This is a genomic window from Marinomonas sp. BSi20584 (assembly GCF_002792415.1).
GTDB lineage: Bacteria > Pseudomonadota > Gammaproteobacteria > Pseudomonadales > Marinomonadaceae > Marinomonas > Marinomonas polaris.
Genome location: NZ_KZ454870.1, coordinates 210,980 through 231,171, shown reverse-complemented (window position 1 = coordinate 231,171; position 20,192 = coordinate 210,980). Strand labels below are relative to the sequence as shown.

21 protein-coding genes are annotated in these 20,192 nt (G+C 42.1%); 9 read left to right on the top strand and 12 right to left on the bottom strand.

Annotated elements, in window-relative coordinates; all coding sequences use genetic code 11:
- Positions 1–74 precede the first annotated feature (74 nt).
- The 6 genes from TY87_RS03895 to TY87_RS03870 all read right to left on the bottom strand — a co-directional run bounded on the left by TY87_RS03895 (position 75) and on the right by TY87_RS03870 (position 6,252).
- The gene (locus tag TY87_RS03895; protein ID WP_232617060.1) at positions 75–680 is read right to left on the bottom strand and encodes a protein-methionine-sulfoxide reductase heme-binding subunit MsrQ; all 606 of its coding nucleotides are present in this window, start codon (positions 678–680) and stop codon (positions 75–77) included.
- Between the two features lies 1 nt (position 681).
- The gene (msrP, locus tag TY87_RS03890; RefSeq protein ID WP_100186039.1) at positions 682–1,674 is read right to left on the bottom strand and encodes a protein-methionine-sulfoxide reductase catalytic subunit MsrP; all 993 of its coding nucleotides are present in this window, start codon (positions 1,672–1,674) and stop codon (positions 682–684) included.
- 101 nt (positions 1,675–1,775) lie between these two features.
- Positions 1,776–2,546 (bottom strand): CDP-diacylglycerol--serine O-phosphatidyltransferase, encoded by a 771-nt coding sequence (pssA, locus tag TY87_RS03885; protein WP_072839685.1) that lies wholly within the window; start codon positions 2,544–2,546, stop codon positions 1,776–1,778.
- Between the two features lie 28 nt (positions 2,547–2,574).
- Entirely contained in the window at positions 2,575–3,858 is a 1,284-nt protein-coding gene (gene hemL / locus TY87_RS03880) for a glutamate-1-semialdehyde 2,1-aminomutase (protein ID WP_100186038.1), read from the bottom strand.
- A 125-nt stretch (positions 3,859–3,983) separates the two neighbouring features.
- On the bottom strand, positions 3,984–5,651 hold the full coding sequence (locus TY87_RS03875) for a chloride channel protein (RefSeq protein WP_232617059.1): 1,668 nt from the start codon (positions 5,649–5,651) through the stop codon (positions 3,984–3,986).
- A gap of 172 nt (positions 5,652–5,823) precedes the next feature.
- Entirely contained in the window at positions 5,824–6,252 is a 429-nt protein-coding gene (locus TY87_RS03870; RefSeq protein WP_100186036.1) for an Lrp/AsnC family transcriptional regulator, read from the bottom strand.
- A 157-nt stretch (positions 6,253–6,409) separates the two neighbouring features.
- On the opposite strand from TY87_RS03870, the gene yjeH reads away from it, so the two are divergent.
- Positions 6,410–7,687, top strand: a complete 1,278-nt coding sequence (gene yjeH / locus TY87_RS03865; protein WP_100186035.1) for an L-methionine/branched-chain amino acid transporter — start codon at positions 6,410–6,412, stop codon at positions 7,685–7,687.
- Positions 7,688–7,751: 64 nt separating this feature from the next.
- Positions 7,752–8,264 carry an S-ribosylhomocysteine lyase gene (gene luxS, locus TY87_RS03860; RefSeq protein WP_100186034.1) on the top strand — a complete coding sequence of 171 codons (513 nt, stop codon included), beginning with the start codon at positions 7,752–7,754 and terminating at the stop codon, positions 8,262–8,264.
- Positions 8,265–8,342: 78 nt separating this feature from the next.
- On the opposite strand, the gene TY87_RS03855 is transcribed toward luxS, so the two are convergent.
- The gene (locus tag TY87_RS03855; RefSeq protein ID WP_072839679.1) at positions 8,343–8,978 is read right to left on the bottom strand and encodes a LysE family translocator; all 636 of its coding nucleotides are present in this window, start codon (positions 8,976–8,978) and stop codon (positions 8,343–8,345) included.
- Between the two features lie 312 nt (positions 8,979–9,290).
- Between TY87_RS03855 and TY87_RS03850 the strand changes: the two genes are divergently transcribed.
- Positions 9,291–10,166, top strand: a complete 876-nt coding sequence (locus TY87_RS03850; RefSeq protein ID WP_100186033.1) for a DMT family transporter — start codon at positions 9,291–9,293, stop codon at positions 10,164–10,166.
- Here TY87_RS03850 and TY87_RS03845 read toward each other — a convergent pair.
- The 3 genes from TY87_RS03845 to TY87_RS03835 all read right to left on the bottom strand — a co-directional run bounded on the left by TY87_RS03845 (position 10,163) and on the right by TY87_RS03835 (position 12,915).
- On the bottom strand, positions 10,163–10,609 hold the full coding sequence (locus TY87_RS03845) for an Lrp/AsnC family transcriptional regulator (protein ID WP_100186032.1): 447 nt from the start codon (positions 10,607–10,609) through the stop codon (positions 10,163–10,165). The two genes, TY87_RS03850 and TY87_RS03845, sit on opposite strands and share 4 nt — an antisense overlap.
- A 100-nt stretch (positions 10,610–10,709) precedes the next feature.
- Positions 10,710–11,201 (bottom strand): acetolactate synthase small subunit, encoded by a 492-nt coding sequence (gene ilvN, locus TY87_RS03840; protein ID WP_012069034.1) that lies wholly within the window; start codon positions 11,199–11,201, stop codon positions 10,710–10,712.
- Between the two features lies 1 nt (position 11,202).
- The gene (locus TY87_RS03835) at positions 11,203–12,915 is read right to left on the bottom strand and encodes an acetolactate synthase 3 large subunit (RefSeq protein ID WP_072839676.1); all 1,713 of its coding nucleotides are present in this window, start codon (positions 12,913–12,915) and stop codon (positions 11,203–11,205) included.
- 438 nt (positions 12,916–13,353) lie between these two features.
- Between TY87_RS03835 and TY87_RS03830 the strand changes: the two genes are divergently transcribed.
- Both TY87_RS03830 and queG read left to right on the top strand, forming a co-directional pair.
- Positions 13,354–13,614: a hypothetical protein gene (locus TY87_RS03830; RefSeq protein WP_012069032.1), complete on the top strand. Its 261-nt coding sequence runs from the start codon at positions 13,354–13,356 to the stop codon at positions 13,612–13,614.
- Positions 13,615–13,673: 59 nt separating this feature from the next.
- The gene (gene queG / locus TY87_RS03825; protein ID WP_100186031.1) at positions 13,674–14,747 is read left to right on the top strand and encodes a tRNA epoxyqueuosine(34) reductase QueG; all 1,074 of its coding nucleotides are present in this window, start codon (positions 13,674–13,676) and stop codon (positions 14,745–14,747) included.
- A gap of 22 nt (positions 14,748–14,769) precedes the next feature.
- Here queG and TY87_RS03820 read toward each other — a convergent pair whose 3' ends face one another.
- The gene (locus tag TY87_RS03820; protein WP_100186030.1) at positions 14,770–15,627 is read right to left on the bottom strand and encodes an acyl-CoA thioesterase; all 858 of its coding nucleotides are present in this window, start codon (positions 15,625–15,627) and stop codon (positions 14,770–14,772) included.
- 180 nt (positions 15,628–15,807) lie between these two features.
- On the opposite strand from TY87_RS03820, the gene moaA reads away from it, so the two are divergent.
- From moaA to TY87_RS03800, 4 genes are all read left to right on the top strand, one after another.
- A complete protein-coding gene (gene moaA / locus TY87_RS03815) occupies positions 15,808–16,833 on the top strand; it encodes a GTP 3',8-cyclase MoaA (protein ID WP_072839673.1) in 1,026 nt (341 codons plus the stop codon).
- A gap of 13 nt (positions 16,834–16,846) precedes the next feature.
- Positions 16,847–17,386 carry a molybdenum cofactor biosynthesis protein B gene (moaB, locus tag TY87_RS03810; RefSeq protein ID WP_072839672.1) on the top strand — a complete coding sequence of 180 codons (540 nt, stop codon included), beginning with the start codon at positions 16,847–16,849 and terminating at the stop codon, positions 17,384–17,386.
- A 5-nt stretch (positions 17,387–17,391) separates the two neighbouring features.
- Entirely contained in the window at positions 17,392–18,585 is a 1,194-nt protein-coding gene (locus TY87_RS03805) for a molybdopterin molybdotransferase MoeA (RefSeq protein ID WP_100186029.1), read from the top strand.
- A 118-nt stretch (positions 18,586–18,703) separates the two neighbouring features.
- Positions 18,704–19,129, top strand: coding sequence for a HepT-like ribonuclease domain-containing protein (locus tag TY87_RS03800; protein ID WP_072839670.1), 426 nt, complete (start codon positions 18,704–18,706; stop codon positions 19,127–19,129).
- 19 nt (positions 19,130–19,148) lie between these two features.
- Here TY87_RS03800 and TY87_RS03795 read toward each other — a convergent pair whose 3' ends face one another.
- Positions 19,149–20,114 (bottom strand): LysR family transcriptional regulator, encoded by a 966-nt coding sequence (locus TY87_RS03795; RefSeq protein WP_100186028.1) that lies wholly within the window; start codon positions 20,112–20,114, stop codon positions 19,149–19,151.
- Positions 20,115–20,192: the final 78 nt, after the last annotated feature.

Here is a 20,192-nt window from a genome sequence, read left to right as displayed (position 1 = left end):
CTCTTGTTTGCGTCGTTGTCCGTGTCAGTGGGTGCGTATAATACATCCACAAATTTTCTATGCAAGCTCTTTTTTTAAGTTTTCTTGAAAAGTTTCTTATAAACCGGAAGTGTGGGTATTTTCACTAATAATAAGGGCACTAAAAATACGGAAAAATAAACAGCCAGAGAAATATCATCTTTAACCTGCCACCATAGATGAGCAACAACACCAACAGCCGCAAGATACATTAAGCGATGAAGAGATTTCCATTTTTTCCCCAGCCTACGCATCATTGCCTTTGTGCTTGTTAACGCCAATATAGCTAAAATAACCAGAGCTAAAGTACCAACATAGATATAGGGTTTCTCAACCAAATCAGAACTTATCCAAGTCCAACTCAATCCCGCAAATAGAACTAAATAAATAACAAAGTGAAGCAATGCATAAAAGAAGGCCGTCAAGCCAATAAAGCGACGATATCTATTAACAAACTTCAGCGACTTTAGTTTACTAATCAATGTCATTGCCATGACAGCAACCACAGAGACGGAAGCCCAAATACCACTTAATCTCATCAATAATTTGCCAGGATCTGGAAAATACTGCCCCATCAACAATGAGACAAACATCCAGATAAATGGCAAACAAAACAGGAAGAGGACGTACGGCTTTTCTTTTCTATCCCAAAATGTCGTCACGCTAGTAGTTCCTTTTCAAATCCATCCCACTGTATAGACTCGCAACTTCTTCTTCATAGCCATTAAACATTTTAGTTTGAATGACATTTGGAAAGAGCACACCACCCGGCAATCGACGCTCTTGACCTTGAGACCAACGAGGATGATCTACATTAGGGTTCACATTAGCGTAAAAACCATATTCATTAGGAGCCAACATATTCCATGTGGTTTCAGGCATAGTTTCAACAAAGCGAATTTTCACAATAGATTTAATACTTTTAAAACCGTATTTCCAAGGCAGAACTAGCCTCACAGGCGCACCATTTTGATTGGGCAATATACTCCCGTACATACCTACAGCAAGAAATGCCAAAGGATTCATCGCTTCATCAATACGCAAGCCTTCTCGATATGGCCAATCCAGCCCGCCACCACGTTGACCTGACATTTGCTTAGGGTCATACAATGTTTCGAAGTAAACATATTTTGCTTTTGATGTTGGTTCGAACCGTTTTAAAACTGTCGCAAGAGAAATTCCAACCCAAGGGATAACCATAGACCAAGCTTCTACACAACGAAGACGATAGATACGCTCCTCTAATATTGACTCTTTAATGATATCATCAAGGTCAAAAATTCCCGTTTTCCCGGCCTCCCCCTCTATTGTTATAGTCCATGGCGTTGTTTTAAACTGAGAGGATCGATCTTTAGGGTCACTTTTACCATAACCAAACTCATAAAAATTATTGTAAGAAGTAGCTACGTCGTAAGGAGAAATTTTATCGTCTTTGCCAAACGAAGTTTCAGCTATATTCCCAAAGGATGGTTTCAGAGCAGAAGATGGCGATAGAGGATTTCCCTGTTGAAGAGCAGCAGTAACATTGCCAATACCACCGACACCAAGAGCAATGCCTCCTGTCGCCTTCATGAATTGCCGACGATTCAAGTAAACGGATTTTTCAGTCACTTCTGATTCAGAGCAATCAGACGCTTTTTTATTCAAAATGAGCATAGCATGTCCCCTTCTATTATTAGAATTATTGACAAGGGGTCACACCACTAGTTCCAAAAAACACTCACATTAAAAAAGAATGCTTTTTTATGCCACATTTTCTAGCGAAATCGCTTAAACACAATCCCGAGTGGACCCCATAAACCATAAAGGCAAAAAACACTCATCAACACCAAAGCAGGCTCTAGAGCGACTAATACCAAAACCAACACTGCAATAAGAAGCACAACAAATGGAACACGACCTTTCAAATTAAGATCTTTAAAACTGCGATATTTTACGTTGCTAACCATCAATAAACCGGCGATAGGAACCAGTAATGCCATCAGCGTTGCCATACTTTCACCAGAAACACCTTTGTCATTGGCAGCCCATATAACACCCGCCACAAGAGCTGCGGCAGCAGGACTTGGTAATCCCGTAAAATAGCGCTTCTCTTCCACACCAAGCATAGTATTAAATCGGGCTAAACGAAGTGCCGCTCCAACAGCATAGATAAATGCTGCAATCCAACCGATTTTACCAAGTGGTGCTAAAGACCAAGTAAATACAACAAGCGCAGGCGCAATACCAAAAGAGACCATATCAGCAAGGGAATCATACTCAGCGCCAAATGCACTTTGAGTATGAGTCAAACGAGCAACACGTCCATCTAGACCATCAAATATCATCGAAATAAATATCGCGACGGCAGCATGAGTGAAATTTTCATTCATCGCAGCAATAATGGAATAAAAACCCGAAAAAAGTGCCGCTGTTGTAAACAAGTTGGGCAACAAATACACCCCCTTGTGAGGCTGCTTTTTTTCATCACCGACATCGACATCTTCAATTTCATCAACCGGTGATTTTTTAATATCATCAATAGACATGTTACAAGCCTTCCTTTCTTACAAGTTTTTATACTAGCTTAGCAAAAGAACGCTTAGCTGCTTCTATTGTATAATCAATATCTTCTTTAGTATGAGCTTGAGAGATAAATCCAGCCTCAAACGCAGCCGGAGCGAAATACACTCCCTCTTCCAACATGTAGTGAAAGAACGCTTTAAATTTACCTAAGTCACACTTCTGTACATCCGCAAATGTCTTAACTGCTTCAGCTTCAGTGAAAAAGAACCCAAACATCCCACCAACACTAACCACACAAAATGGTACTCCAGCATCATCTGCCGCTTTTTTCAATCCAGTCACAAGACGATCAGCTTTAGAGCCTAAAGTCTGATGAAAACCTACTTCACTAATTTTGTTCAGAACAGCCAGACCAGCCACCATTGCAACTGGATTACCAGACAAAGTGCCCGCTTGATAAACTGGGCCTAACGGTGAAATACATTCCATGATGGCGCGTTTACCTCCAAAAGCGCCAACAGGCATACCAGCTCCAATAACCTTACCTAGTGTTGTCAGATCAGGAACGATACCAAAGTGATCCTGCGCACCACCAAGGGCAACGCGAAACCCAGTCATAACTTCATCAAAAATCAACACAGCGCCAGATTCATCACAAACTTTGCGTAAGGTTTCAAGGAACCCTTCAACTGGCAAAATGCAGTTCATGTTGCCAGCAACAGGTTCGACAATGATACAAGCGATTTGATCCCCTATTTCAGCAAAATAGCGAGTAACTTCTTCAATATCGTTATATTGCAACGTAATGGTATGTTTTGCCAAATCTGCTGGGACACCGGGAGAATTAGGAACACCAAGCGTTAACGCACCAGAGCCCGCTTTAACAAGTAAAGAGTCTGAATGACCATGGTAACAGCCTTCAAACTTGACGATTTTATCGCGTCCGGTATAACCACGAGCCAAACGAATCGCACTCATAGTGGCTTCAGTACCCGAGTTCACCATGCGTACCATATCCATAGAAGGGACAAGTTCACAGACTTTTTCAGCCATGGTGATTTCAACTTCTGTTGGCGCACCAAAGCTCAAACCAAAATCAAGCTGCTTTCTAACTGCGTCTAACACATCAGGGTGCGAATGACCTAAAATCATCGGCCCCCAAGAACCCACATAATCTATATAACGCTTTTTATCTTCATCATAAACATAAGCCCCTTCCCCACGTTGGAAAAAAATAGGCGTACCACCCACACCATTGAAAGCTCGTACTGGAGAATTAACACCTCCAGGAATACGGTGTTGGGCACGTGCGTATAGATCTTCTGAACGACTCATATTTATTCAAATCCCATAACTGATAATTTACAAAAGCAAGCAAACTTCCATACAAGAAGCATTACTACCCATAAAACTTTAATCAAGGACTAGCAGCAAAAGACATTCCTAAGGAATGTTAGCAACTAATCACTTTTTAACAAAAACTGATCGAGACGATGGCGAGAAACCAGACTAAAAGAAGAATCAGACACCGCCACTAGCACTTCTGGCATGCCTGTTTTCTGAAACCAACCCAACATAGCTTCTAATGAAGAAGGCTCATCAATCACAGGAACAAGAGTTGACTCTAAGGCCAAAGATAAATCCATTTTCACTCGATCGCCCTCTGAAACAAGCCATAATTGAGGACCTTGCTCCAAGGTTTTCAACGCATCTAATACAGCAATTCGGCGAGCCAAGCGCCACTCATTTTCAATCTCGAAAACAACATAGTCTACCATACTTGACGCTAAATCCTTCACCTGCTCAATTGGAATAACTCTAGGAAGAAGCAAAACCTCCTCGGCTACAGGTTTAACCGTATGGTGTCGCAAATAACGCTGAAAAGGGCTAATAGTCGAAGACATCCCCATAAAACTTAATCTTTCGACAAATACAGATTCCTGATGAAAAAACACTCGCATCAACAAACAAGCAAACACAATAACAAACAATGCAGGAACAATAGCCTCAGAGGAATGGGTCATTTCTATAATAGCCACCAAAGCAGTTAATGGCGCCTGAAAACAGGCCGCCATCATAGCCGCCATTCCTAACAAAGCGAATAAAGCCACATCCGCCACACTATTATCAAATACCAAAGCAACCTGAACACCCGCCAAACCGCCAATGATAAAAGTCGGCCCGATCATACCACCTGGAATTCCTAAGCCTATAGTGAAAGCAGTCAAGACTGTTTTAACTAAAATCAATAACAGCAGAGAATATAAAATCAAATCACCAGACAACAAGCGAGAGAGAGAGAGGTAACCGCTGCCTAATGATTCCGGCAAATAAATAGCCGCCAAAGACGTGGCTACTGCCACCAAGGAAAAACGCCACCAAATAGACATACCACTAAATCGCCAAAGACTCTTTTGCGTATGAAGAAACAAAGCAGACAGCAATACGATGAAAACGACTAAGACAAAACAAGCGATAAATAAGTCAGTTGAAAGCAGTACAGAAGAGATACTTTCGATACTAAATATATCTAAAGGCCCAATAACGTAATGACTTACTAAGGTGGCAATGACAGAGGAGAGCAAAACAGGCAAAACATAACGCTGTCGATATTCCAGAAAAATCACTTCAAAGGCGAATAAAACACCAGCTAAAGGTGTTTGAAATACCGCCGAAATCGCCCCGGCAACACCACAAGCCAACAAGGTCTCGACGCCATACTGAGGCAACTTGGCTTTTTCAGCCAAGTAGCCGCCAAGTGTCGCACCAAGATGCACAGCAGGACCTTCCTTACCAATTGAAAGACCACCAGCTAAACCTATTGCCGCCGAAAAAAACTGCACCACCGCGTTCCACACAGGCAAATTACCATGATGATAATTTAGACGTTCAACTACATAAGGAACACCTACTTTATGTAATCGATTAGGCAACAAGATAAAAATCAGTGCCAAAACAATACAGGCTGTAAAAGAAAGTCCAACACGCCATTCAACAGCTAAGGATTCAAAAGAATCAAAATCAGCATCAATAAGGTATCGAGTAGGTAAGTAAATGACGGCATAAAAAAACGCCATCAAAAGCCCGCTCAGTAACCCACACAAGGCGCCAAGTACAGCTAAGATCAATAAGTCATCATAAGACTTTGCCTTACTAGACCACCTTTCTCTTAAATTTAACCTTTTCAGAGCAGGACCTCACTTTTAACGCGGGCAGATTTTGTACATCATTCAATCAGTTATCAGATAAATTCGCAATTGCGCTGAAAGAGTCACGAATATGCAACTCACCAACGATCACTTACCAGCGATCCAAGCGATTTGATAAGCACATGTGTGTCACTATTTTATGAAGGTTCGGCCAGCGGTCCATCTCACTACGAATCGTATTTAAACGCGCCATGGAGCTTGCTTGAACTAATAGCAACAAGTCCAAATCGCCACTAATAGAATGGGCAAGCTTTACCTCTGGGATGGCCTCAATGAGAGGTTGCACAAGATCGCAAGACAAAGGCCTAAAAGTTAAGGCTAAATAAGCAGTAACGCCGTCTTCTTTTGAAACCGAAGTATGCGCGTGATAGCCCGTAATGGTTCGATTATCTTCCATGCGACGAATGCGCTCGGTCACCGCAGAGCGAGATAAATTAACTTGCCGACTAATGTCTGAAACAGAAAGCCGAGCATCGTCTACCAGTAAAGCTAATATTTTTTGATCGTAATGATCGGCCACCCAAACCCCCTTTTATTATTAGTCATTCAACTTGACGGTCATTCCGGCAAAATGCGCCTTAATGGGGTCAACTTGTATAGCGTATTGCTAATATAAGTATTTTATCCTTAGCGACAACAAATAACAGCTACAGAATTTAACAAGTAAAGGCAAACAAATGACCCAATATCAAAAAACTCTTGGCCCTCTACAAGGCATAGCAATGACGGTGACTACCTTTATTGGTACTGGCCTGATGATATTACCAGCCATGTCTGTTGCTCAGGCAGGGTCCTTTGCTTTTTATGCTTGGTTAATTACCGCCACAATGATTATCCCAATTGCATTTATTTTTGCGTTACTTGGCTCCAAGTACCCTTCCGCTGGCGGAGCATCACACTATATTGGACGAGCGTTCGGGTCGCGTTATGAAAAAGCGGTTGGCTGGTTGTTTTTAAGTATTTTATTGGTTGGCCCTGCTGTTGCTATAAAAGTCGCAGCGGCGTATTTGACCATTATTTTTAAAACATCTGATGAATGGATTCTTGCCTTTAGTCTATTAACCCTTGCTGGCATGCTTTTCTTTGCCATTGTAGGTATGCAAACCTCAGCTAGGTTTCAAACCGGTATTGTCATCGTGATGATTGGCGCTATTTTGTGGCTTTGCTACATTGGTGATATTTTAGACAGTCGCCAAGTCATTGAAGCACCATTAACCACAGTTGAGTGGCAACAAACACTGTACGCCACAGGCGTTATATTTTGGTGTTTCTTAGGCATTGAAGTCATGGCCCATATGGGCGCTGAGTTCAAAAATCCCACTAGGGATTTCCCAATCGCATTACTGGGTGGCATCACTATAGTTATTCTTGCTTATCTAAGTTTAGTACTACTCATTGCTTGGCATCACACTTACGGCGACGAAGTTACCAACAGCCAATCACTAGCATTGTTAGTCAGCAAATTAATGGGCGAAACCAGCAGTCGATTGTTTGCCATTGGTGCTTATATTATCGCATTTGCTAACGTGGCTATTTATATCTTAGGTTTTTCTCGCATGGTGCAATCTATGGCACAGCAAGGCGCATTACCTAAAACCTTTATCGGGCTTAATAAAAACGGCGCGCCTGAAAAAGCAGTATTACTGGTTGGTTTAATCACTCTATTTTCGATTGTATTTTCAGAGGTCTCAGGCTGGAAAATGTCATGGTTTATTGAAATGACCAACGGCAGTTTTTTGCTTATTTACACATTAACCTGTGTTGCTGCTTTCAAACTGGTCAATCGTGCTGCCCAACTATTGGCTATCGTTGCCTTAATAAGCTGTAGCTTCATGGTGTTTTTCATTGGTCAAAGCATGCTGTTTGCTATTATCGCTTTCTGCTTAGCTCTCAGTTATGAATATTTACGATCACCAAAAAGTCCGATCAAAGGTTCAAAACTTCATGTACAATAACGGCAATTGATATCACCATTTATAAAGCAACGATGATTCCGTTGAGTTCAGTAGGAGAGTTTTTATGCCATTATTAGACAGTTTTCGTGTCGACCACACTCGTATGGATGCACCAGCAGTACGTGTAGCTAAATCCATGTCCACACCTAAAGGTGATGACATCACAGTTTTTGATCTACGTTTCTGCGTGCCAAATGAAGAGATCCTTTCTGAGAAAGGAATTCACACACTAGAACATTTGTTTGCTGGTTTCATGCGTGACCATCTAAACAGTAACAACGTCGAAATCATCGACATTTCGCCAATGGGTTGCCGTACTGGTTTTTACATGAGTTTGATCGGCACACCTTCAGAAGACACTGTTGCCGCTTCTTGGAAAGCTGCAATGGAAGACGTATTGAAAGTAAAAGCCAAATCCGATATTCCAGAGCTTAACGAATACCAGTGCGGTACTTACGAAATGCATTCTCTAGAAGAAGCGCAAGAAATTGCTAAAATGATTCTAGACCGTGATGTAAAAGTGAACAGCAACGAAGAGCTTTACCTAAGCGAAGAGTTCTTAAAAGAACACAGCTAAGAAAAAGTTATTCAAGCTAGAACGCAAAAAGGTGACCTAGAGTCACCTTTTTTATTTGAGCTTAAAACTACGAACCTTTTAAGAACGTGTTGCCGTTGCTAAAAAAGCACTCGCTAAAACAAACACACTTCCCATGCCGCGATTGAGGTTTTTCATACCCTTAGGGCTTCGAATCAAACGGCGAATTTGCTTGCCACTCATTGCATAAACATAAGCCGCAATAAACTCCGTACAGCAAAAGGTTAATCCCATCCAGAAAAACTGCATAGGAACAGGCTGACTAAGATCCAATAACTGCGGAAAAATAGCAGTAAAAAGTAATACAGCTTTAGGGTTGCCGATCGCTACTAAAAACTCTTGGCGCATTCTCGCAAGGTGTCCACGTTTCGCCTTGGTTCCCACTTCGCTTTCATGCTCCTCAAGCACCATAGCCGCACTGCGCCAGGTTTTGATGCCAACATAAAACAAATAAGCGACACCGAACCATTTGATAACACTAAACCAAAAGCTAGAAGAAACAATAATAGCCCCTAAACCTAGCGCGGAAATTAACATCAAGATGCTAAAAGCTAGATTTCGACCAACCACAGCAATAACAGCTTTAGTCGCGCCAACCTGAATGCCGTTGTGCATAGAGGTAAAATTATTTGGGCCAGGCCCTAAAGACAGCAACATCAACAACGGCGCAGTTGCTAACCAAACACTAAATGTCATAGCAATGAATTCCCTTAAGATTGAGCTAAAAACGGTCTAAATTAACAGCGAAAGTTAACCCTGAAATTTGGCGCAACTCTACAGCCAAATAATCCACCTGTCAGCCTATTTTCCAACCATTTCCGCAATACGAAAGTGAATATATTAAGATGTTTGGAAATCAATTAGTTACCCGCTGCAATAATAAAGAAAAACCTTAAATTTACTTTTTTATCCAAAGCCAAGCGCTCGAATAACCTTTTATTTCATCTGTGGAAACTCATCCTAACTCAGTAAAATAGCCACTCCGTTACCAATAATTAGGGATTAGCTATGTCTATTGCACATATTTTTTTATGGGCCACCGCCGCCATTTGGGGCTTTGCCTTTGTCGCCCAAAGTGTTGGCATGGAAAGCCTTGGGCCACACAGTTTTAACGCTATGCGTTTTCTATTAGCGACATTGTCGCTGTTACCTTTATTGTTTATTTTCAAACCAAAGCAATCTCAAAATAATCGAAAGCTTTGGTTAGGCGGTATCGCGGCTGGAAGCTGTTTATTTTTGGGCTTTACATGTCAACAAATTGGTTTGCAATACACAACAGCAGGTAACGCAGGTTTTATCACTAGCATGTACATTGTGTTCGTGCCGATACTGGGACTTATGCTCGGCCATAAAACCGAAAGACATACCTGGATTGGAGTTGGTCTAGCGCTAATTGGTCTTTACAGCCTGACCGTTGGGCCAAACCTGTCCATCAACAAAGGCGATGCGATAGAACTACTAGGCACTCTTTTTTGGACAGGACATGTATTGCTAATAGGATATTTGTCTCGATATGTATCCGCCTTGCCACTTTCTATTGTTCAGTTTTTCGTAGCAACGCTATTAGCCTCTATCACCGCTTTCACATTAGAAACACCAACGCTTGAAGGCATTAAAATAGCTTGGTGGCCGCTGGTCTATGCTGGCGTCGCCTCATCTGGTATTGCGTTTACATTACAAACTTTAGGACAAAAAAATGTTTCACCTAGTATCAGTGCTCTTATTCTCTCATCTGAAGCGGTATTTGCCGTATTAGGCGGTTGGATATTTATGGAGGAAATCCTTTCAACTCGTGCTCTGGTTGGTTGTGGCTTCATTATGACAGGGATGATTATTAGCCAGTGGCCACGTAAACCTATCACGGCAAAAGTAGTGGTAAACTAATCTTCTTGAGCGATATTTAATGGCATGATGCGTTTGACTGGCGTTGTCATTATCATCATGGTGTTGGTATCGCTCAAATCAATTAATCGTTCTAATAGCACATCAAGCTTAGACATAGATTTCACTCCTACTTTGAGTACAAAAGCATAAGGCCCTGTTACGTTGTAGCATTCAATCACTTCATCTAAGCCCATAACGAGTACTTTAAATTCTCGCTCTTTGGTACGATAAACCTGACATTCTACCAAGGCAGTAATCGGTATCCCTGCTTTTTCTAAGTTGACTTGGACACTGTAGCCAGTAATCACGCCAGACTCTTCTAATTTGCGTACTCGCTCCGCGACCGCAGGTGCAGTCAGATGAACCATTTTACCCAATTCTGCGTAGGTCAAACGGCCATTCTGTTCTAGCAACTTGAGCAGTTTCCAATTCGTTTTATCCATTTAACCCTCACTTAGCACCCATCATTTACGCATAAAAAAGCCGCGGGCAAGCGCGGCTTTTTCAGTCTATCTACAAGACCACTACAAAAATAGCAGACGATTACAAAGACAGTGTCTTTTCACCACGAGCGATACCAGATACACCAGTTCGAACTACTTCAAGCAAGTGAGCACCGCCCAACGCTTGTAGGAATCCATCTAGTTTATCTGACTCGCCAACGATTTGAATCGTATAAATAGACGGCGTCATATCAACAATGTTGCCGCGGAAGATATCAACAGTACGTTTCACTTCAGCACGCTGAGCACCAGTAGCACGAACCTTAACCAGCATCAATTCACGTTCAATGTGCTGACCTTCAGTCAAGTCCACCAGCTTCACCACATCAATCAACTTATTTAGTTGTTTAGTGATTTGCTCTACCACCTGATCTGAACCAAATGTCGTCAGTGTAAGACGAGACAAGGTTGGATCATCTGTTGCCGCTACGTTCAATGATTCGATGTTAAAGTTACGCTGAGAGAACAAACCAACTACTCGCGACAAAGCACCCGGCTCGTTTTCCATCAATACAGAAATAATATGTCGCATATTAGGTACGCTCCGTCTTGCTCAAGAACATATCGCGCATAGAGCCGCGAGGCACTTGCATCGGATATACATGCTCTTCTGGATCCACGTAACAGTTAATGAAGACCAATTGATCTGTCATTGCAAACGCTTCTTCCATCTTGGCATCGAGTTCATCTTTAGTTCGAATTTCAACATACTTGTGACGGTAAGCGTCCATCAGTATTTTGAAATCAGGCAATGAATCCATGTAGGAATTTGAGTAACGACCTTCATAGTTCATGTCTTGCCACTGGCGAACCATGCCCAAATAACCGTTGTTCAAACACAAAATCTTAACCGGCAAACCGTATTGCAAGCAGGTAGAAAGCTCTTGAATATTCATCTGAATACTGCCTTCACCCGTCACACAAACTACGGTTTCTTTAGGAAAATTCATCTTCACGCCCATTGCAGCAGGAAGACCAAATCCCATCGTGCCTAAACCGCCGGAGTTAACCCAACGATTTGGCTTATCAAATTTATAATACTGAGCAGCAAACATTTGGTGCTGACCTACGTCAGACGCCACATAAGCATCGCCTTTAGTGGCGCGCCAGCAAGCTTCAATCGCGGCTTGAGGCTTAATTTTTTCGCTGCTAGTGTCATAACGACCACCATGTACCAAACGCCATTCATTGATTTGCTTCCACCAACCAACAAGCGCTTCAGTGTTTGAACTTTGACCTTCAACCAAAGACAGCATTTCTTCCAGAACCTGACTAACAGGACCAACAATAGGCACATCTGAACGAATAGTTTTAGAAATAGCAGCAGGATCAATATCAATATGGATAATTTTTGCGCCAGGGCAAAACTTATCAGGATCATTCGTCACACGATCATCGAAGCGAGCGCCAACTGCTAAAATCACATCACTGTGATGCATTGTCATATTCGCTTCGTATGCGCCATGCATACCCAACATACCAACAAATTGCTTGTCTGTTCCTGGGTATCCGCCCAAGCCCATCAAAGTATTGGTAACAGGCACGTTCAAAGACTTAGCCAATTTGACTAGCAAATCAGATGCACCGCCCATAATAACACCGCCACCTGCATAGATAACTGGACGTTTAGCAGCTAACAACAAATCAACTGCTTTTTTAATCTGACCACTGTGGCCTTTGGTTGGCGGAGTATAAGAACGAATAGAAACAGATTCAGGGTATTTGTATTCGTACTTATCACCTGGCATGGTCATATCTTTTGGCACATCAATCACAACAGGGCCTGGACGACCTGTGCTGGCAATGTGATATGCTTTTTTCATGATCATAGGAATTTCAGAAGGATGCTTAACCGTAAAGCTATGCTTCACAATTGGACGTGACACACCAATCATATCGGTTTCTTGGAACGCATCTTCGCCGATCAGGTAGCTCATAACCTGACCACAAATAATGACCATGGGAATAGAGTCCATATAAGCCGTCGCAATACCTGTAACAGTATTGGTTGCACCTGGACCCGACGTTACGAGAACCGTACCAGCTTTGCCCGTGGCGCGTGCATAGCCATCAGCCATATGCGTTGCAGCTTGTTCATGCCTAACCAGAATATGCTTTACGTCAGACTGACGATGCAAAGCATCGTAAATATGAAGTGCGGCTCCACCTGGATAACCATAGATATATTCAACTCCCTCATCTTTGAGGAAGCGGGCGATCATTTCACCACCGGATAATAACTCCACCTTGTTACCCTCTATAGTATTTATCTGTCTTTTAATTTTAGTGCAGCTATTGTAACCGCATAAGACAAGCAGATTAAAGTTGATAGAACGAAGTTTGCTAAACTAACTGAGGCAACTTTTAAAAATAAGGAACATTTATATAAAAGTAAGAAACACTCAAACGCAATAAATCGCAGTTTTTACACTGCCCGCGTCTTTTCGCGAGGAGAAGTATAGGACAACAATATTGCGTCATTCTACACTTGTGCTTATCAGAACGAATCTGACTGAGATGAGCTAGTGGCCCATAAAAAGGAGTCATCGACAGGGTGTCGTCGAATTATATAGCGTTTCATTTTGTCTTTGCGCCTAAGATTTGTCAACACAAAGCGTATAAAAACTTGCTCTAACCTACGCTTCATGGTGTCATAGCGGCATAAATTGATTAGGAGTTTTACCATGGCTAATGAGCTTAACCAACAACGAGTTATTGATGAATTTTTGCGCTGTTTTCGTAAGATGCTTATGGATCCAGAACTCGCTGGAGAATTAGTCCGTATTGCTAAAGAAAATATCAACCAGCCAAATGCTTATCAACGTATTGCAGAAGAAGTGTCAAACCAAACAACGATTAAAATCCAAGAGGAACACACGGAAGCCGATCGTAAGTTCATCAAGCTATTGATGGATGTTGTTAAAGGCGACTCTCAGCTTTATTAATTTCTTGTTCTTCACGCTAGGCTGTTTTTTAGCCTAGCGTCTAATGTTTTGGTACTCACTTGCTTCCTTCGTCTTTATCCAGTCCAGAAGAATTAAACCAACTTGCTGATGAGGTTAAATCGTGGGCAGTTGAATTGGGGTTTGCCGAAGCTCGTATCGTCAAACCTGATCTTGCGCAATACAAAGACGAATTTAACGAATGGCTTAATAACCAATACCATGCCGGTATGGATTATCTTGCCAATCATGGCGACATGCGTTTTTATCCCGAGCAGCTGCATCCAGGGACTCGCCGAGTCATCTCACTTCGTATGCATTACCTTCCCCAATCGGTCGAAACAGTCGAAAGACTAAAAACCAAAGACAAAGCCTATATTGCACGTTATGCCTTGGGGCGAGATTATCATAAATTAATTCGTAAACGCCTTACTCAATTAGCCAAGAAAATAGAGCAAAAAGTCGGTGATCATGGCTATAGAGCTTTTGTCGATAGCGCGCCAATTCTGGAAAGACAAATTGCCGAACAAGCTGGCATGGGCTGGATTGGCAAAAATACTCTTTTGCTAACACCAAAGGCAGGCAGCTGGTTTTTGCTCGGTGAAATATTTACTAACTTGCCACTTCCTGTCGACAAACCTACTGAAACAAGACATTGTGGAAGCTGTACCGCCTGCCTAACTCAGTGTCCAACCGATGCTTTTGTGGAGCCTTGGGTTCTTGATGCAGGAAAGTGCATTTCTTATCTAACGATTGAGCATAAAGGCCCCATTCCAGAAGAACTGCGCAATAAAATGGGTAACCGGATTTTCGGTTGTGACGATTGTCAGCTAGTTTGCCCTTGGACCAAGTTCGCAAAATACACCGAAGAAGATGATTTCCAGCCAAGACACAATCTGGATTCAGCGGATCTAGTTGAATTATTTGAGTGGAACGAAGAAGCCTTCTTAAAAAATACCGAAGGCTCTCCTATTCGTCGTACAGGCTTTGAAAACTGGCGTAGAAACATTGCTGTCGCGCTTGGCAATGCACCAACAAACCACGCAACAATCCAGGCATTAGAAAATGCGCTCTCTCATTCTTCTGAGCTAGTGAAAGAGCACATCGTCTGGGCATTAAAACAGCACGATCTTTGACAAAACGGTTATACACCAAAGATTAACGCGAATAGCGCAACAAACCTTCCTGAGCGGTTGAAGCTACTAACTCCCCTTTCTGATTAAAAATCTGTCCGCGAACAAATCCTCTACCCGAATCAGCCGATGGAGAATCAGCCACATAAAGTAACCATTCATCCAATCTAAATGGACGGTGAAACCAGATAGCATGATCTAAGCTGGCAGCAGTAAGATAAGGGCTACCGATTGAAATGCCATGAGGCATCAAGGCTGTTTCAATAAAACCATAATCTGTCGTGTAGGCAAGCATGGATTGATGAATTAACGCGTCATCAGGCAGAGCTGACACACTACGAATCCACATATGGCGTTTCGCAATACCTGGACGAGGGCGAAATGGATTCTGATTTTCTACAATTCGATATTCAATAGGACGATCTGCGGTAAATAAATCCCGTACTTTAGACGGAATCTCATCAGCATGTTCTCGATAGAGTGATAATTCCGACTTAAATGACTCAGGTCCTGGGACATTAGGCATAGCATCTTGATGAGCTAAACCCTCTTCCTCGATATGAAAAGATACCGTCATCGCTAAAATACTTTTACCAAATTGCGAGGCAATTACCCGTCGAACACTAAAACTTCTCCCATCACGAACGTTTTCAACCTCATACTCAATAGGGTGAGATGAATCCCCAGGGCGTAAGAAGTAACAATGTAAAGAATGAGGGAACCGCCCTTCAACCGTCTGAGTTGCTGCACTCAAACCTTGACCAATAACTTGGCCACCAAATAGCTTAGGAAAACCAATATCCTGACTACGACCAATGAATTTAGTTGCTGACACACGCTCTAACTTTAATAAACCGATGAGATGATTAACGACTTGGTTCACCGTTATCCTCCTAATTGAATATAATTATTCATATTATGCCGCTTTTTCGGCTCCAGCCTGAACAAAAAAAACTCATAAAATACAAAAACACCAAGAATATTGTCGAAATCTTTTTTAGCACTTTGCTAAATAGGCATTTTTTTGCTTTGATGGACACCTAACTGATGGGGTAATTTTTTCTTGGTAACATCTGCTTTAATCGATCCATTTGGTCGAAAAATAGACTACTTACGCATTTCCGTCACCGACCGATGTGATTTTCGCTGTACCTATTGTATGGATGAAGATGTAACTTTTATGCCTAGAGACCATATATTGTCTTTAGAAGAAATTGTTCATGTGGCAAAAACCTTTATATCTATGGGCACCAAACGCATTAGAATTACAGGTGGCGAGCCTTTGGTGCGCAAAAATATTCTTTGGGCCATTGAGCAAATAGCCAACACTAAGGGATTAGAAGAACTCACCATTACCACCAATGGTTCACAACTTTATAAAATGGCACAAAGCTTACTCAACGCTGGCGTATCACGTATTAACATCAGCCTCGATACGCTAAAAGCAGATCGATTTTACGCCTTAACTCGCAGAGATAAATTTCAGCAAGTTGTCGACGGTATAGAAGCCGCCAGTAAGCTGCCATTTAAACGCTTAAAAATTAACAGCGTTATGCTCAAGAATCATAACGATGATGAGCTATTTGATCTTGCTCAATTTGCCTTAGATCGCAAAATGGATATCAGTTTTATTGAAGAGATGCCGCTTGGCATTATTACTGACCATAATCGTGCAGCAACGTATTTATCTAGCGACAATGTCATCGATACGCTTAGCAAACAATATGAACTCACGCCGAGCTCATTAACCACCAGCGGCCCAACACGCTATTATCAGGTAGCAGGCTATGACCATAAAATCGGCGTTATTTCACCTCATAGCCACAATTTTTGCGATACCTGCAATCGTGTCAGGCTAACAGCCGAAGGTCGCTTATTACTCTGCCTAGGCAATGAACATTCAAAAGATTTAAAAACTGTGCTTCGCAATAACTCATATTGTTCCACTGAATTAGGCTCAAAAAACCATAATTCAACAGAACTAGAAAACGCGATTATTGAAGCACTAGCACTCAAACCTGAAAAACATCACTTTAATCTTGATGAAGCCCCTCAAATTCTACGCTTCATGAGCGCGACAGGAGGCTAAAAAAGGAATTCCCATGGCTAAAACACCAACACCTTTTCGTCCACTAAATATCAACGTCCTAACCGTTTCCGATACTCGATCTATTGCTGAAGACACATCAGGTGATGCACTCATTGAATTGCTGAGCAAAGCGGGTCACACGCTCAATGAAAGAAAATTAGTGAAAGACGACGTTTACCAAATGCGTGCCGTCGTATCCAACTGGATTGCTGACAAAGAAACCCACGTCGTTTTAATTACTGGCGGAACCGGCTTTTATTCACGCGACAGCACACCAGAAGCTATGACGCCCTTATTTGATAAAACCATTGAAGGCTTTGGTGAACTATTTAGACAAATCTCTTATACAGAAATTGGTACATCGACTATTCAATCACGCGCCATTGCTGGATTGGCCAACCAAACACTGGTGTTCTGTTTACCTGGTTCCACCGGCGCTTGTAAAACCGCATGGAATGGCATTTTAGAAGAACAGCTTAACGCTTCTCACAGGCCATGTAATTTTGTCAGCATGCTGATTGGCCCGAATGCAACAAACCAGCACGAGGCATAACTTACATGTCTACTTTATTTGCCTTTGAAGACGCTCTAGAAGAAATTAAGCACAATGCTAACGTTCGTGTAGAACAACAAACACTTACTCTTACAAACGCGGTAGGACGAATCCTTGCTATAGACGTTGTCGCGGGAATATCCGTTCCCGCCCATGACAACAGTGCAATGGATGGCTACGCCCTAGCCTGCGCAGATTGGTACGCTGGAAAACATTTTAATGTGAGCCAACGAATTGCGGCCGGTCGATATCCAGAGCCTTTGATTCCTGGAACCTGTGCTCGTATTTTCACCGGCGCAAATATCCCAGCTGGTGCAGATACCGTGGTCATGCAGGAAAATGCTCAACCTGTGGGTGATAAGGTCGTTTTTGATGAACAACCAAGTCTCGCCGACAATGTTCGTCCTCAAGGACAGGATATGCAGGCAGGCCAAACAGTCATCAAAGCAGGCGTAAAAATCACGCCAATACATATTGGCCTTTTGTCTAGCCTTGGTATCACTGACGTTATTGTCTACAAGCCATTAAATGTTGGCATATTAACAACAGGCGATGAACTTATTCCTGCGGGTACAAGTCTAAAAGCAGGGCAAATCTATAATTCAAACGGCCCAATGTTGAGCGCTCTTGTTACTCAAGCTGGCCATAATGTGAGTCTTTGCATTCACGCAGCAGATACCTTAGAAGACACGAAAGCCGCGCTAAAAACCTTGATGCAATCCTGCGATGTTATTCTGTCGTCAGGCGGTGTTTCTGTCGGCGAAGAAGACCATGTGAAAGAAGCATTAGAAAAATTAGGGAAAGTGCATTTATGGAAGATAGCCATAAAGCCAGGTAAACCCCTTGTTCATGCAACACTTCAGGGCATCCCTTTTCTTGGCTTGCCAGGAAATCCAAGCTCAACCTTGGTAACCTATCATTGGTTCGCACGTCTTTTGCTGTCTATTTGTTCCGGTCAAATTGCCGAGTTACCCCAATCTTATCTTGTAGACGCAGGCTTCAACCGTAACAAAACAATCCAACGAGATGAGTTTTTAAGGGTCTCGGTTGGAAAGGATGGTCTAGCCTATGCGCATCCACAACAAAGCTCTGGCGCATTGTTAGCTGCTTCTGAAAGCCAAGGCTATTTGCATGTCAAAGCAAACACTCAAGTAGAATATGGCCACTCTTATCCTTTTTATCCTTTCTCTGCCTTCTAACTTTCCTCTTTCTTCATAACTCACCTAGACTAAGAGAGTAGCGTTCTGAAAAATCGGAATGCTGTTCTCTTAATTTGAAAAAAACTAAAACCATTAGCACTAACAAAAGGCGAAGAAAATGAGAGACGTAGAATGGGAAACATCCCTATATGAACATCAGCACGCGATGATCAAGCGACTCGATGCTTTTAGAAAAGGTGCGAAAGCCATCGAATATTCGAAAGATGAAACAATGGTGATCGAACATTCCTTTCAACTACTTGTCGCCTCCATGCTGGACCTTGCTCGCTATGTTTTAAAACATCACTACAAAACCGAGATATCCTCACGCAAAGAAGTGTTAAACGCGCTTATTGTGAATAAAGATGTCACTTATGAACAAGCAGAACAAATTAGGTCGCTAATCATTTTAAGAGACAAAATTCTCCACAACTACCTTGACGAAAATTTTGCAGACTTGGAAGAAGCCATGACTCTTAGGCGCTACAGCTTAGTGGAAGTATTAACAAAAGAATGGATAACTCGCTTATCAAGCCCTTCTTGATAAGCATAAAATATTTAGATTAAACCGAGGCGTCGAGAAAAGCCTGTCGTAATAACCCACGAAACCAGACATGAGCAGCGTCATGTTGGAAACGTTCATGCCAAATCATCGAATAATCAAATTCGCGTGAAGCAAAAGGCAGCTCGTGTACGACTATTTCAGATACGGTTGCCGCCATATCTTCAGCAAAGAGTTTTGGAACCGTCAGTAATAAATCACTGTCCATCACCACTCTTGCTGCTGGTACGAAATTAGGCAAATGCACCGCAACATGACGCTTATGACCCATTTTTTCCAGCTCTCGATCAACCGCGAAATACTCTCGACGGCCTAACACAACTTGTACATGGCTTGCCTGTAAATAACTTTCTAAGGTTAATTTGTCTTGAATACCTGGATGATCTTTACGAGCCAAGCAGACCATACAGTCACTCTTCAAACGCATAGCCCGAATACCTGTTGGCGGCTCTTTAGACAATACAGCAACCGCCACATCAATATTCGTTTGATCTAATTCGGCCACCATATCCTCATTCCAAGATTTTACATCCAAGATAGCATCCGGCGCTTTTTGTCGAAATTGATCAAGAATTTTAGGCAAAACCGTTAATGTACCGAAGTCTGTAGTCGATAAAATAAACCGTCGCTTACTACTTTGAGGGGTAAATTCACGAGGCTGAATAAGACTTTCAAGCCCCTTTAACGTATCCGCTAAAAGTGACGCTAAGTCTTGAGTTTTAGCAGTGGCTGATAAACCATGGGAGGTGCGAATAAACAGAGGATCATCGAACACATCGCGTAATCGCGATAATGAGCGACTAACAGCAGGCTGAGAAACATTAAGTCGCGTTGCTGCTTTCGTGACATTAAGTTCTTCAATCAAAACTTGAAAAACATACAGTAAATTCAAATCTATATCAGACAAACGTATTTCTGACAAAACAACACCCCAACCAAGCTTGTTATCATTATAATTAGGAATCATAACAAGCTTTTAGAAGTGACAATAGCAGTCTCGATCACAAGCACAAAAAATTACGTTAATATCTAAACAAACAGAAAT

What these genes read in the sequence shown, in the direction of transcription:
- TY87_RS03855 (WP_072839679.1), bottom strand. Translation starts at nt 8,978, where the DNA reads ATGACATTTAGTGTTTGGTTAGCAACTGCGCCGTTGTTGATGTTGCTG.
- ilvN (WP_012069034.1), bottom strand. Translation starts at nt 11,201, where the DNA reads ATGCGACATATTATTTCTGTATTGATGGAAAACGAGCCGGGTGCTTTG.
- TY87_RS03845 (WP_100186032.1), bottom strand. Translation starts at nt 10,609, where the DNA reads ATGGATAAAACGAATTGGAAACTGCTCAAGTTGCTAGAACAGAATGGC.
- msrP (WP_100186039.1), bottom strand. Translation starts at nt 1,674, where the DNA reads ATGCTCATTTTGAATAAAAAAGCGTCTGATTGCTCTGAATCAGAAGTG.
- TY87_RS03800 (WP_072839670.1), top strand. Translation starts at nt 18,704, where the DNA reads ATGAGAGACGTAGAATGGGAAACATCCCTATATGAACATCAGCACGCG.
- TY87_RS03830 (WP_012069032.1), top strand. Translation starts at nt 13,354, where the DNA reads ATGGCTAATGAGCTTAACCAACAACGAGTTATTGATGAATTTTTGCGC.
- TY87_RS03805 (WP_100186029.1), top strand. Translation starts at nt 17,392, where the DNA reads ATGTCTACTTTATTTGCCTTTGAAGACGCTCTAGAAGAAATTAAGCAC.
- luxS (WP_100186034.1), top strand. Translation starts at nt 7,752, where the DNA reads ATGCCATTATTAGACAGTTTTCGTGTCGACCACACTCGTATGGATGCA.
- moaB (WP_072839672.1), top strand. Translation starts at nt 16,847, where the DNA reads ATGGCTAAAACACCAACACCTTTTCGTCCACTAAATATCAACGTCCTA.
- pssA (WP_072839685.1), bottom strand. Translation starts at nt 2,546, where the DNA reads ATGTCTATTGATGATATTAAAAAATCACCGGTTGATGAAATTGAAGAT.
- yjeH (WP_100186035.1), top strand. Translation starts at nt 6,410, where the DNA reads ATGACCCAATATCAAAAAACTCTTGGCCCTCTACAAGGCATAGCAATG.
- TY87_RS03850 (WP_100186033.1), top strand. Translation starts at nt 9,291, where the DNA reads ATGTCTATTGCACATATTTTTTTATGGGCCACCGCCGCCATTTGGGGC.
- hemL (WP_100186038.1), bottom strand. Translation starts at nt 3,858, where the DNA reads ATGAGTCGTTCAGAAGATCTATACGCACGTGCCCAACACCGTATTCCT.
- TY87_RS03795 (WP_100186028.1), bottom strand. Translation starts at nt 20,114, where the DNA reads ATGATTCCTAATTATAATGATAACAAGCTTGGTTGGGGTGTTGTTTTG.